The organism is Rhodoferax sp. ZS1R8, from assembly GCF_056521325.1.
Window position 1 is genome coordinate 110,473 of the sequence record NZ_JBWMBA010000008.1, and the last position, 12,875, is coordinate 123,347.

General features: G+C 61.0%; 12 protein-coding genes and 1 pseudogene. 5 read left to right on the top strand and 8 right to left on the bottom strand.

Features of this window, described 5'->3' with window-relative positions; genetic code table 11:
• The first annotated feature begins 168 nt into the window (after window positions 1-168).
• Window positions 169-684: a histone H1-like DNA-binding protein gene (locus tag AC097P_RS22135; RefSeq protein WP_479612664.1), complete on the top strand. Its 516-nt coding sequence runs from the start codon at window positions 169-171 to the stop codon at window positions 682-684.
• Window positions 685-734: 50 nt separating this feature from the next.
• On the opposite strand, the gene AC097P_RS22140 is transcribed toward AC097P_RS22135, so the two are convergent.
• The 7 genes and pseudogenes from AC097P_RS22140 to AC097P_RS22170 form a co-directional block, all read right to left on the bottom strand.
• Window positions 735-1,340 carry a DUF3426 domain-containing protein gene (locus AC097P_RS22140; protein ID WP_479612665.1) on the bottom strand — a complete coding sequence of 202 codons (606 nt, stop codon included), beginning with the start codon at window positions 1,338-1,340 and terminating at the stop codon, window positions 735-737.
• A 375-nt stretch (window positions 1,341-1,715) separates the two neighbouring features.
• Window positions 1,716-1,781: pseudogene (locus AC097P_RS22145) on the bottom strand (zinc-ribbon domain-containing protein); the annotation flags it as partial.
• Window positions 1,782-1,814: 33 nt separating this feature from the next.
• The gene (prmA, locus tag AC097P_RS22150; protein WP_479612666.1) at window positions 1,815-2,693 is read right to left on the bottom strand and encodes a 50S ribosomal protein L11 methyltransferase; all 879 of its coding nucleotides are present in this window, start codon (window positions 2,691-2,693) and stop codon (window positions 1,815-1,817) included.
• 12 nt (window positions 2,694-2,705) lie between these two features.
• Window positions 2,706-4,055, bottom strand: coding sequence for an acetyl-CoA carboxylase biotin carboxylase subunit (gene accC, locus AC097P_RS22155; protein WP_479612610.1), 1,350 nt, complete (start codon window positions 4,053-4,055; stop codon window positions 2,706-2,708).
• A 23-nt stretch (window positions 4,056-4,078) separates the two neighbouring features.
• The gene (gene accB / locus AC097P_RS22160; protein ID WP_479612611.1) at window positions 4,079-4,540 is read right to left on the bottom strand and encodes an acetyl-CoA carboxylase biotin carboxyl carrier protein; all 462 of its coding nucleotides are present in this window, start codon (window positions 4,538-4,540) and stop codon (window positions 4,079-4,081) included.
• 171 nt (window positions 4,541-4,711) lie between these two features.
• A complete protein-coding gene (locus tag AC097P_RS22165) occupies window positions 4,712-5,287 on the bottom strand; it encodes a TlpA disulfide reductase family protein (protein WP_479612612.1) in 576 nt (191 codons plus the stop codon).
• Window positions 5,284-5,877 carry a hypothetical protein gene (locus AC097P_RS22170; protein ID WP_479612613.1) on the bottom strand — a complete coding sequence of 198 codons (594 nt, stop codon included), beginning with the start codon at window positions 5,875-5,877 and terminating at the stop codon, window positions 5,284-5,286. The genes AC097P_RS22165 and AC097P_RS22170 overlap by 4 nt, the downstream gene beginning before the upstream one ends.
• Before the next feature lie 171 nt (window positions 5,878-6,048).
• Here AC097P_RS22170 and mpl point away from each other — a divergent pair, with 171 nt between their 5' ends.
• From mpl to AC097P_RS22190, 4 genes are all read left to right on the top strand, one after another.
• Window positions 6,049-7,569, top strand: a complete 1,521-nt coding sequence (mpl, locus tag AC097P_RS22175; protein WP_479612614.1) for a UDP-N-acetylmuramate:L-alanyl-gamma-D-glutamyl-meso-diaminopimelate ligase — start codon at window positions 6,049-6,051, stop codon at window positions 7,567-7,569.
• A gap of 90 nt (window positions 7,570-7,659) precedes the next feature.
• On the top strand, window positions 7,660-9,609 hold the full coding sequence (locus AC097P_RS22180) for an acyl CoA:acetate/3-ketoacid CoA transferase (RefSeq protein WP_479612615.1): 1,950 nt from the start codon (window positions 7,660-7,662) through the stop codon (window positions 9,607-9,609).
• A 97-nt stretch (window positions 9,610-9,706) separates the two neighbouring features.
• On the top strand, window positions 9,707-10,960 hold the full coding sequence (locus tag AC097P_RS22185) for a WD40/YVTN/BNR-like repeat-containing protein (RefSeq protein WP_479612616.1): 1,254 nt from the start codon (window positions 9,707-9,709) through the stop codon (window positions 10,958-10,960).
• Window positions 10,961-11,032: 72 nt separating this feature from the next.
• On the top strand, window positions 11,033-11,500 hold the full coding sequence (locus tag AC097P_RS22190; RefSeq protein WP_479612617.1) for a hypothetical protein: 468 nt from the start codon (window positions 11,033-11,035) through the stop codon (window positions 11,498-11,500).
• 21 nt (window positions 11,501-11,521) lie between these two features.
• Here the strand turns inward: AC097P_RS22190 and AC097P_RS22195 are convergent, their stop codons facing one another.
• Window positions 11,522-12,655 carry a 3-deoxy-7-phosphoheptulonate synthase gene (locus AC097P_RS22195; RefSeq protein ID WP_479612618.1) on the bottom strand — a complete coding sequence of 378 codons (1,134 nt, stop codon included), beginning with the start codon at window positions 12,653-12,655 and terminating at the stop codon, window positions 11,522-11,524.
• Window positions 12,656-12,875: the final 220 nt, after the last annotated feature.

Below are 12,875 nucleotides of genomic sequence, written 5' to 3' on the forward strand. Positions count from 1 at the left end.
CAAACAAATGTATTTTCGAATTTCACCTGACCAACAACAGACCGTAGAGCCTGTGCTGGGCGGGTGTCACCAAGTTCATGCCGCTGGGTACTTGCCCAACCGCATGAATCACTTCCTGCAAACCAACTGGCAAGAAGTGCTCTTTGTAAATTGATCAAGGAGAAAATCATGGCAACTGCAAAAAAACCGGCCGCAAAAAAGGCCGCTCCCGCTAAGAAAGCTGCACCAGCGAAGAAAGCTGCACCAGCAAAGAAAGTAGCTGCTAAAAAAGCAGCCCCCGCGAAGAAGGCAGCTCCCGCTAAAAAGGTAGCCGCCAAGAAAGTAGCTGCGAAGAAGGCAGCTCCCGCGAAGAAAGCGGCTCCCGCCAAAAAGGCCGCTGCTAAAAAGGCTCCGGCCAAAAAAGTAGCAGCCAAAAAGGCAGCCCCAGCGAAGAAGGCGGCTCCTGCGAAAAAAGCAGCCGCTAAAAAGGCCCCTGCCAAAAAAGCAGCAGCCAAAAAGGCCCCGGCTAAGAAGGCTGCCGTAGCCAAGAAGCCAGCCGCTAAAAAGGCAGCCAAAAAGCCGGCTGCGAAGAAAGCCGCGAAAGCACCCGCTGCCAAAGCAGCGTCTGCACCCGCTGCGCCTGCTGCTCAGACAACACTGAACCCGCAGGCCGCATGGCCGTTCCCAACCGCAAACAAGCCCTAATCAGGTTTTTTGACGCGTTCAAGGCCCGGTACCGCAAGGTCCGGGTTTTTTCATGGGTAGAAGGACAGCAGCCGGTAGCCCGATATCTTCTCGTGGCCCGCACCGTTTTTCACGTTGACGTGCACCGTTGCCAGCAACTCAGCACCGGGCTCAATGACCTGGGATTGTTTGGCGAAATCGGTGGGCGTGAAAATACGCCGCACGACAGCCTGGTCCTGCAAATCCGTCAGCGTCAACTCCAATGCTGGAGTGGCAACCGCCGTTTGCGCCGAGTTCTTGAGCGCAAAGCTCAATCGGAATACATCGGAGCGCACTTTGGTGAACGCCGAACTGTCAATGACGATGGCTTCGATTTGTCGCAGCGGCTCTATTGTGCACTTGAAGGCTTCACACAGCGGCTCCAGGAAACGTCTTGCAGACGGCTCGGTCGCCACGATGCGGTCGCGTTCATGCACGACAAGCTGCAATAGCAGGCCGCCCACCAACAGCAGGCTCACACCCGACAAGCTGCCCCGAACCCAGCCCCGGTCCCATGCGGACGGCGAGTGCTTGGTACGCATGAACGAGTGCTGCGCATATTCTTCATCGACCTGGGGCGTTTCTTCAGTAACGCTGGCAGGCTTCAGCACCTCGTCCCTGGGTTTGCGGACCGTCATGTCTCCGCGGCCCAGGTTATCCCTCTGCGCTCGTAGCGTTGTCGCAGGTGGAGGGGTTACCTCCTGTTCAATGTGCAGAGCCCGCGGATTCACCTCTAAAAACGGCTCTGCCGCCGACGTTGCTATCGCTGGAACAGCCTCTTGCACCTTAGCCACTGGAGCTGGAGCTGGAGCTGGAGCTGGAGCTGGAGCTGGAGCTGGAGCTGGAGCTGGAGCTGGTGCTGGAGCTGGTGCTGGTGCTGGTGCTACTGGTGCGGCGGAATCGTGCCGAGCCAATGCTGGGGTGCTTGGCGCAGCCGCTGGACCTGCCTGCAGGTGGGCGTTGGCATCAAAGACTTCATTGCACTGGCCACACCGCACCCAGCCATTCGACACACGGAGCTGGTCTGGCACGACCTTGAACATCGTGGTGCATACCGGGCATCGGGTTATCAGGCTCATGTCGTCGCCATTGTAGAGACCCGACGCGTGTGCTTACAGCGTGGCGGTCATCAAAATCCAGCCATCTTCGCGGTCAGCAACGGCCAGCCGGCAGTGGGCAGAGTAGGCTTCAATCAACTCATCGGCCTGGCGCTCCAGAATGCCGGCCAGCACCAGGTTGCCGCCTGGCGCTACATGCGCACACAGCAGTGGAGCCAACACCTTCAGCGGTGTTGCCAAAATATTCGCTAGCACCGTCGCATACAAACCGTCGGCGCGATCGGGCAGGCCCGCCTTCAGTACCACGCCGTTTGCCGTGGCATTCAGCTCGGTCGTCTGAACGGCCGCCAGGTCAATGTCCACTGCAATCACATCAGTGGCACCAAATTTGGCCGCGCCGATGGCCAGGATGCCCGATCCACAACCATAGTCCAGCACCCGCCCTTGCACGGGATGGGTTGCTATCCAGCGCAGGCACATGCGCGTGGTTGGATGGGTGCCAGTTCCGAACGCCAGCCCCGGATCCAAGCGGATGATTTGCTTGGCTGCAGCAGGGGGCTCATGCCAAGTGGGCACAATCCAGAACTCGGGCGTGATGTCGACCGGCGCAAACTGCGATTGCGTCAGGCGCACCCAGTCTTGCTCGGGCACGGGCCCCATGGCCAGAACTTGGCAGGCTTCAAAAAAGTCTTGCGCCTTGAGCAGCCCTGCCGCTTCGTGCGCCTGCTTTTCGTCGGCGAACAGTGCGGTAATACGCGAACGCTGCCAACCATCCTTGGGCGGTGGCATACCGGGCTCGCCAAACAGCGCCTGCTCGGCATCGGTCTGCGCATCCGCATCTTCAACGCTGACACTCAAGGCGTCCAGCGCGTCCAGCGCATCGCTCAACTGCTCGACCCTGTCCTCAGGGCACATCAGGCTCAGTTCAAACAGGGCCATGCTGACTCAACGCTTGCGCTGGTCCAACCACTGCTCAAGGTAGTGGATGTTGGTGCCGCCATCCATGAACTTGGCGTCCACCATCAGTTCGCGGTGCAGCGGGATGTTGGTGTTGATGCCTTCAACCACCGTCTCTGCAAGGGCCGTACGCATGCGTGCCATGGCCTGCTCTCGCGTGTCGCCGTGCACAATGATCTTGCCAACCATGGAGTCGTAGTTGGGCGGCACAAAGTAATTGGTGTACACGTGGGAGTCGACCCGCACGCCAGGTCCACCCGGTGCGTGCCAGGTCGTCACGCGCCCTGGCGACGGGATGAACTTGTAAGGATCTTCGGCATTGACCCGGCACTCGATGGCATGGCCTCGTATCTCGATCTGGCGCTGGGTAAACGGCAGCTTCTCACCGGCGGCCACCATGATCTGGGTGCGCACGATGTCGATGCCGGTGATCATCTCCGTCACCGGGTGTTCCACCTGGACGCGGGTGTTCATTTCTATAAAGTAGAACTCGCCATCTTCGTACAGGAACTCAAACGTGCCGGCACCGCGATAACCTATCTTCTTGCAGGCATTCACACACCGCTCGCCCACGCGCTCGATCAGCTTTCGGTTGATGCCGGGCGCCGGCGCCTCCTCCAAAATCTTCTGGTGGCGCCGCTGCATGGAGCAATCGCGCTCACCCAGGTAAACCGCGTTCTTGTGCTTGTCGGCCAGGATCTGTATTTCGATGTGGCGCGGGTTCTGGAGGAACTTCTCCATATAGACAGCCGGGTTGCCGAACGCAGCACCAGCCTCGGCCTTCGTCATGGTCACGGCATTGATCAAGGCCGCTTCGGTGTGGACCACGCGCATTCCGCGCCCGCCACCGCCACCCGCCGCCTTGATGATGACCGGATAGCCAATGGTTTTGGCTATCCGCCGAATCAACGCAGGATCGTCGGGCAACTCCCCCTCGGACCCGGGCACGCAGGGTACACCAGCGCGGATCATCGACTGTTTGGCGGATACCTTGTCGCCCATGATGCGGATGGACTCCGGCGTAGGTCCGATGAATTGGAAACCGCTTTTCTCCACCCGCTCGGCAAAGTCCGCGTTTTCGCTGAGGAAACCGTAACCGGGGTGAATAGCTTCCGCGTCGGTCACCTCCGCTGCAGAAATGATGGCCGGAACATTCAGATAGCTTTGGGCCGACGGTGCGGGACCTATACAAACCGCCTCATCGGCCAGTTTGATGTATTTGGCATCACGATCGGCTTCGGAATACACCATCACCGCTTTGATGCCCAGCTCGCGGCACGCGCGCTGGATACGCAGCGCGATCTCGCCACGGTTGGCAATCAGGATTTTTTTGAACATGGAATGAATGCTGGGCGCCGGGCTTACTCGATGGTGAACAGGGGCTGGCCGTATTCGACCGCCTGCCCGTTGTCGCACAGGATGCGGGTGATGGTGCCGGATTTGTCGGCCTCGATCTCATTGAGGATCTTCATCGCCTCAATAATGCAGATGGTCTCACCTTCCTTGACCACAGAGCCCACCTCCACGAAGGCTTTGGCACCAGGGGATGAAGAGCGATAGAAGGTGCCGACCATTGGCGACTTGACGGTATGGCCCGATACGGCTTCTGCAGCAACGGGTGTAGCGACGGGCGCAAGGCCGGCGGCTGGTGAGGCGGGGGCTGGCGCCTGTTGTGCGTAGACGGGAGCGGGTGCGTAGCTGTGAACCACGGCACCACCGCCTTTGACGATCCTGACCTTGCCTTCAGCTTCGGTGATTTCAAGTTCCGACACATTGGAATCCGATACCAGGTCGATCAGCGTTTTGAGTTTGCGTAAATCCATGTCATCTCCAACAACCGTTATTCAGTAGGGGGCGAATTTACAGCAAAAAAGTCCGATTTGTCGATAAATCTTTTTATCCCCGGACAACGCCGCGCAAAATCACAGAAAGTGAATGCCGGTTCAGAGGCGCTGAAAGCACGTCGGCTGTCGCCCCGCCTACTTTGTAAGCAGCTATTTTAGACCAAGCACCTTACCTAGGTCCCCCGGCTGCAGGCGCCCCATCTTGCGGTATAGCACGGCTCCGTCGGCGCCAAAGACGACCGAAAAAGGCAGTCCACCAGCTACATTGCCCAAACTATGGCCCAAGTCAGCGCCCTGCAAACCTGCCATACCGACCGGAAAATCCAACGGCATTTTCTTCAAAAAGCTTTGAACGGGTGCAGGCTTGTCGATGGCCAGCCCCAAGACTTGCCAGCCGTTAGCCTTGTTTTGGCGATAAAAGTCGTTGATTAGTGGCAATTCTTCGACACAGGGCGAACACCATGTCGCCCAAAAATTCAGCAGCAGCGGGCGCCCTTGGAAAGCCTGCATGGCCAGTTTGTCGCCCTGCGGGGTATCCCAGTGCATGGTCCAAAACCCTTCTACCGGCTCGGCAGCGGGCACTGCCGTGCCGGCAGGGTTGCGCCACAGGGCGGCGCCAACGCCCAGTAACGCTGCCCCGGCCGCCGTAGCGCCCAAAAGCAGGCGGCGGTTGCGCGCCGCTGGGGTGGTCAATGCGCTTTTGGAATCAGGATGGGGGACAGTCATGGCGCTACATCATGCAGCAAACTGCGCAAAGCTGCTGCATCACCCCGTGGCCGCCGCCCCCGGGCGTCAGCGCGCAGGGCGCCCCGCAGGTCGTCAAAGTCGTACACCAGCAGGTGCACGCCGACATGCTCGCCCAGCTCAGCGCTGTATGCCTGCACGCTGAGTGCATCCACCGTCTCACCATGGAAACCGGTCACCGAACGCGGCTCGTAGCGCACCTGCATATCAATCAACCCGATTTCCGCCGATTTGGAGTCATCGCAAAACAATTGCAGGTATATGTCGGACCGGCGCGTGGCCGTGCCGTGCCAGACCGCACCGCCGATATGGGGGCGAAAGCGCTCCAGTCGCTCCATCCACTCCAGGGCCAGCGTGCGCAGCGCATGCAGTTCTACCGGCTGCGTGTCGGCACAAAAGATGGCGATGTAGTCCTCCACAGCCGCGTCCAGTTGCGCGTTGTCCGGCAGCGCGGTGCGCGCTGGCAAGCCAAGCTGCTTGACCGCCCGCCGTTTGGCTGCGCCATATTCCAGACCTTCTTCGACAACCATGCGTGCGGCAACGGCAGCCACTTCATCCTTCAATGCATCCATGCCTGCATTGTGCTACCGAAATTTTGCAGGCATATGTCCCTACACCCATTGAGCCAGCATGCCGGAAGGCAAGAGGCGCAACAGGTCTGCTTCAATTTTGATAGCGCCTCACGGTCGCCACACGGGGGCTAGAGGCCTAAATGGCCATGAATGCCCCGATAGAATGCAGCCATGCATATTCACATACTGGGCATTTGCGGCACTTTCATGGGCGGCCTTGCGGCCTTGGCACGCGAGGCAGGCCACCGGGTCACCGGCTGTGACACCGGGGTCTACCCGCCAATGAGCGACCAGTTGCGTGCGCTAGGCATTGAACTGATCGAAGGCTATGGCAGCGACCAGATGGCGCTCAAACCCGACATGTTTGTCATCGGCAACGTGGTCAGCCGCGCCCGCCTGGCCGACGGCACACCGCGTTACCCGCTGATGGAAGCCATCCTGGATGCCGGCGCCCCCTACACCAGCGGCCCTGAGTGGCTGGCAGAGCACGTACTACAGGGCCGCCATGTGCTGGCAGTCGCCGGCACCCATGGCAAAACCACGACAACCGCCATGCTGACCTGGATTTTGGAAAGCGCTGGTTTACAACCCGGTTTTCTGATCGGCGGCGTCCCACTGAACTTCGGCGTCTCCGCAAGATTGGGTGGCGGGGCGGCATTGGGTTCTGCGCAGGTAAAGGAGGAGGCCGCAAAGCGGGCGGGGGACACGGAGCAGAACCCGATGCCGCCTCGCCAGCCCCCCGCAGCCCCCCTTTTCGTCATAGAAGCCGACGAATACGACACCGCCTTCTTCGACAAACGCAGCAAGTTCGTCCATTACCGCCCCCGCACTGCGGTGCTGAACAACCTGGAATTCGACCACGCCGACATCTTCGACAACCTGGCGGCGATCGAGCGCCAGTTCCACCACCTGGTGCGCACCGTGCCAAGTTCGGGCCGCATCGTCGTCAATGGCCTGGAAGAAAGCCTTACCCGCGTGCTGAGCCAGGGATGCTGGAGCGACCAACGCAGTTTTGGCAGCGCGGTCAGCGACTTCACGGCTGTCGGCGAGCCCCACGCTTTTGATGTTTTGCAGAGCGGCAAGACGGTAGCTCGCGTGGAATGGTCGCTAAGCGGCGTACACAACCAGTTGAACGCACTCGCCGCCATCGCCGCCGCAGATCACGTTGGCGTGGCACCCAGTGTGGCTGCCCAGGCACTGGGCCAGTTTGTCAATGTCAAACGCCGTATGGAGGTACGGGCCCGCGTGTCCCTTGGCAGCACTGCGCCCGCGGCCACAGACCCGGCCGCAGTCACCATTTACGACGATTTTGCCCACCACCCGACCGCTATTCGCACCACGATCAATGGCCTGCGCCGGCAAGTGGGTGCGGCCCGCATCCTGGCCGTGTTCGAGCCGCGCAGCAACACCATGAAGTTGGGGGCAGTCAAATCCCAACTGCCATGGAGTCTGGAAGAGGCCGACCTCGCCTTTTGCCACGCGGGGGGATTGGACTGGGATGCGGCAGAGGCCCTGTCCACCATGGGCGCTCGGGCCAGCGTGGCGGGCAACGTGGAGACCACCATCCGCCAGGTGCTTGCCCAGGTGCAGCCCGGCGACCACATCCTGTGCATGAGTAATGGCGGCTTTGGTGGCATCCACCTGAGGCTGGCCGAAGCGCTCAAACAACGTCGCCCAGCCGAGGATCAGTAGCTACCCCTAGGTAGTAGCACAACTAGACGGAGCGTAGGGCTCCCATTAGCATCGCAGGCTCCACCTCATCGGTGTCAAACGGATCCGGCCATGCACTCCCTTTTCAAAGATTCCGCCCCCCAAGGCGCGCAACGCAACAAGGTCGTCAGTGCAGCCGAAGCCGTGCGCCTGATCCACGACGGGGACACGGTGGCCACGGGTGGATTTGTCGGTATAGGGTTTGCCGAAACCATCGCCGTGGCGCTGGAACAGCGATTTCTGGAAACCGAAAAGGAAACCGGAATCGGTGCACCACGCAACCTGACCCTGGTCTACGCCGCCGGCCAGGGTGATGGCGCCAGCCGCGGGCTCAACCACTGGGGCCACGCCGTCATGGTCAAGCGCGTCGTGGGTGGCCACTGGGGGCTGGTGCCAGCCCTGCAAAAGCTGGCAATTGCCAATGCGATTGAAGCCTATAGCCTGCCGCAGGGCGTCATCGCCCATCTGTTTCGCGACATCGCCGCCGGCAAGCCCGGCACCTTGACCCACGTGGGCATAGACACTTTTGTCGACCCGCGCTGGGGTGGCGGCAAGATCAACGCGTGTACGACCGAAGACCTGGTGCGCCTGATGGAGATTGATGGCAAGGAATATCTGTTCTACAAGGCCTTTCCCATCTCGGTCGGCATCATCCGCGCCACCACCGCCGACCCCGATGGCAACCTGACGATGGAGCGCGAGGCCCTGACGCTGGAAGCGCTGGCGATTGCGATGGCGGCGCGCAATTCGGGCGGCATCGTCATTGCGCAGGTGGAGCGCATTGCGGAGCGCGGCACGCTGCACCCGCGCATGGTCAAGGTGCCTGGCATTCTGGTGGACGCCGTGGTGCTGGCCACCGAGCCGGCCCACCATATGCAAACGTTCTCCGAACAGTACAACCCGGCCTACTCCGGAGAGATCCGCGTGCCGCAGGATTCGCTGCCTGCGATGCCACTGTGCGAACGAAAGGTGATTGCCCGCCGCGCCGCGCTGGAGTTACGCCCCAACAGCGTCGTCAACCTCGGTATCGGCATGCCCGAGGGTGTGGCCAGCGTGGCGGCGGAGGAAAAAATCCTCGACCTGGTGACACTGACGGCCGAGCCCGGCGTCATTGGCGGCATACCGGCCAGCGGCATGAGTTTCGGAGCCGCGGCCAACGCCCATGCGGTGATAGACCAACCCAATCAGTTCGACTTTTACGATGGCGGCGGCCTTGACATTGCCGTGCTGGGCCTGGCCCAGGCCGACGCCCAGGGCAATCTCAACGTCAGCAAGTTCGGCCCACGCCTGGCAGGTGCCGGTGGTTTCATCAACATCAGCCAGAACGCCAAGACCGTGGTGCTGGTCGGCACTTTCACAACCGGCGGGCTGGATGTGCGTCTGGAGGACGGCCGGCTGCACATCCACCGCGAGGGCGACACCCGCAAGTTTTTGAAAGCCGTGGAGCACCGTACATTCAGCGGCCGCGAGGCCTGCCGGCGCGGCCAGCGCGTGCTGTACGTGACCGAGCGCTGCGTGTTCCAGCTGCGCGCCGACGCCGCGGGCCAGAGCAGCATGGAACTGATCGAGATTGCGCCGGGTGTCGACCTGGAGCGCGACGTGCTGGGCCAGATGGACTTCATGCCCATCATCAGCCCGCATCTAGGCTTGATGGACGCCGCCCTGTTTGCGAATCAGAACATGGGTCTGCGCGAACGCCTACTGGCCACGCAACTGGCCCAGCGCTTCGAACTGGACCGCGAACACCGGCTCTTGTTCATCAACTTCGAAGGACTGTCGGTGGACGCGGCCAGCGACATCAGCGACATCGAGCAGCATTTGACGGCCCTGCTGGAGCCCTTGGGCGACCGGGTCGCCGTCGTCGTCAACTACGACAACTGCAGCATCCTGCCACCGCTGATCGATGCCTACTCGGCCATGGTCATGCGGCTGACGGACAGGTTTTACAGCAGGGTTACCCGATACGGCACCGGTGGATTCCTGAAGGCAAGGCTGGAGACGCCCAAACCCACTGGCGACTGACCGTGTCCACCCGCATTGGTAAAGAATTGCTGCGGCGGGCAGACGCAGCGCCAGCACTTGTAAAATCGGCGGTCTACTTTCTTCCAGGTGGTTTTTCATGCTCTTCTCTTCCCTGCGCCAGACACTCGCCACTCTGATAGTTGCCGTGCTGGTTTCTGCCTGTGGTGGCAGCGGCGGCAGTTCTGCTCCACCGCCGGCCGGCGGTATCGCGGTAATGCCCGGTGACGGCGCTGCTACGGTCACCTGGACCATGGTTCCAGGGGTGAAATACTGGTTGTTCTACGCACCCTCCAGCACCATTTCGACGACCGACTGGATCAACATCCGCGGTGCCAGCGCAATCATAAATGTGACCTCTCCCTACACGCTGACTGGTCTTACGAATGGCGTCAACTACTCATTTACTGTCAACGGTCGTACTGGCGATGGACCCGGCGGCAGCGGCAGCCCTACCGTGACCATCGTGCCGCGGCCAGCGGGCACCACCTGGAAAACCGGTGGGCAACTGGGCAGCAATACGATCCGCGGTCTCACCTACGGCACCAGCAGTGCCGATTCGCTGGGCTACTATTTTGCCGTGGGCGACGCCGGCAGCACCTACCGCAGCACCGATGGCCTCACCTGGTCCGGCCTGCCCGCCGCCGCCAATGCCGACATCAACGCCACGGTCTACACGCTGGGCAAGTTCATCGTGGTGGGGCCCAATGGCAGCATCCGCTACGGCACCGATATGGCAAACTGGACGACCGCCACGTCCAATACCACCCAAACACTGAATGCAGTGGCCAGCAATGGTGCGATGGCTGTGGCCGTCGGTAACAACGGCACGCTGCGCACCTCGGCAGATGGGATTTCGTGGACCGCTGTCAGCGTGCCCACGACGCAGAACCTGTATGGCATCGCCTACGCAGGCAACGGTGTCTGGTTAGCCGTGGGCGCTGCGGGCACCCTGATGACCAGCACCGACGCCACCAACTGGAAGCTTGTCAGCTCCGGGACCACCGCCGACCTGAACGCGGTGGCGGTGCAAGCCTCTATCAGCTACACCTATGTGGTCGCGGGTAATGCCGGCACTATCCTGACCAGCAGTGACGGCGGCGCCACGTGGACCGCGCAGGCCTCGGGCTCCACCGCCAACCTGCTGGCCATCAGTGCCACCGGCAATCAAATGCTGGTCACTGGGGTAGGTGGCACCGTGCTGACCAGCCCCAGCGGAGCCACCTGGACCGCGCAAAGCAGCGGCACCACCGCCAGCCTTTATGCTGTGATTGCCAGCATTTATGGCGTGATCAACGGATTTCTCCAGTACGTGGCGGTGGGCCAAGGCGGTACCAGCATCAATTCACAGTAAGCCGCTCGGATTCGGGCTCTGGCGGTAAGATGGATGCGTCAGCATTCACCTTATCGAATCCGGAGCCCCGACGTGCAAAACGACAAGCCGCTGATGGCCAGCACCAGCCTGATCGCGGGAACGCGGTTCAAGGCGCATGGACGCATCGATATGTGGATGCAGGATGATGCCCTGCACTACGAAGCCACTGGGCCATTCAACGAAGAGGTTTTTGACCTGCTAGCGATAGCGCAGATGGACTTTCTGCGCAGTCTGCACGTTACGGGCCCGTGGGCCAGCATCACCACGCTGCGCCACAGCGCCATGACCACGCCCGGCGGCGTACAACGCTACACCGAGTTGATGCAAAGCCCCAAGCCGCCGGAACTGCAACCGGTGGCTACGGCCTTCGTCATCGCCCCTGACATTGAAGGCGGGCGGCTGATGACACCCCACTTTGCCAGCATCTATGCGTCGATCAATCGGCCGTTCAAGGCCTTTGAGACACTGGCTCCAGCTGAAGCCTGGGTCCGGTCCATGGTGGCCGCCGCACGCAGGTGACGGCGGCCTCGCGCGCGGCGCTCAGCGTGCGCGCCGTGCCTTGACCGCTTCCGACAGCAGGTCCAGCGCCTGCAGCGAATCATCCCAACCCAGGCAGGCGTCGGTGATGCTCTTGCCATAGTCCAGCGCGTTGGAGTCGTCCTTGCCCGGTGTGAACTTCTGCGCACCGGCGTTGAGGTGACTCTCCACCATGACGCCAAACACGCTGCGCGAACCGGCTGCGACCTGGTTGGCGATATCGCGGGCCACTTCGACCTGTTTTTCGTGCTGCTTGCTGCTGTTGGCGTGGCTGCAATCCACCATCAGGGTTGCAGGCAATTGGGCTTTTTCCAGGTCCTTGCAAGCGGCAGCAACGCTGGCGGCGTCGTAGTTGGGCGCTTTGCCCCCACGCAGGATAACGTGGCAATCCTTGTTGCCATTGGTCTGCACAATTGCCACCTGGCCGTTCTTGTGGACCGACAAGAAATGGTGGCCACCGGCTGCGGCCTGGATGGCGTCCGTGGCGATCTTGATATTGCCATCAGTACCGTTCTTGAAACCAATCGGCGCAGACAAGCCGGAAGCCAGCTCACGGTGCACCTGGCTTTCGGTGGTACGCGCGCCAATCGCGCCCCAGGCAATCAGGTCACCCAGGTACTGCGGCGAGATCACGTCCAGGAATTCGCTACCAGCGGGCAACCCCAGGCGGTTGATCTCGATCAGCAACTGCCGGGCGATACGCAGGCCCTCGTCGATGCGGAAGCTTTCGTCCAGGTAGGGGTCGTTGATCAAGCCTTTCCATCCGACGGTGGTACGAGGCTTCTCAAAATAGACCCGCATCACGATTTCCAGCGTGTCCTTGTATTTCTCGCGCTGGGCCTTGAGGCGGCGCGCATAGTCCAGCGCGGCTACCGGGTCATGGATGGAACAGGGTCCGATCACCACCAGCATGCGGTCGTCAGTGCCGCCCATGATGTTATGGATCGTGTGGCGGGTTTGGGTGATCAACTTCTCTACCGCGGTCCCCTGGATCGGGAAGAAGCGGATCAAATGCTCGGGTGGGGGCAACACGGTGATGTCCTTGATGCGTTCGTCATCGGTCTGGCTGGTGCGGTCGGTCTGCTGGGGCGCATGCGGATACCAGGCGTCGGATGTGGGAGTGGCATTTGCGGTCATCGGGTGGCTCCTGAGGTGAACAAGTTGAACAAAAGGAAAAGAAGTGAACGGGCAAAAAAAAACCGCCGGGAGCCGGCGGTTTGATGAGGATTTGGGACGTCTGGTGTTCAGGTACGTTCAGATCTCTCTACCGCCAAAAGCGCTTGAGAACCAAAAGTAGCTAAAGTAAAAACGACCGAAATGCATGGGCTGGAATGTAGCACAGTTGTTTTTGACCCCT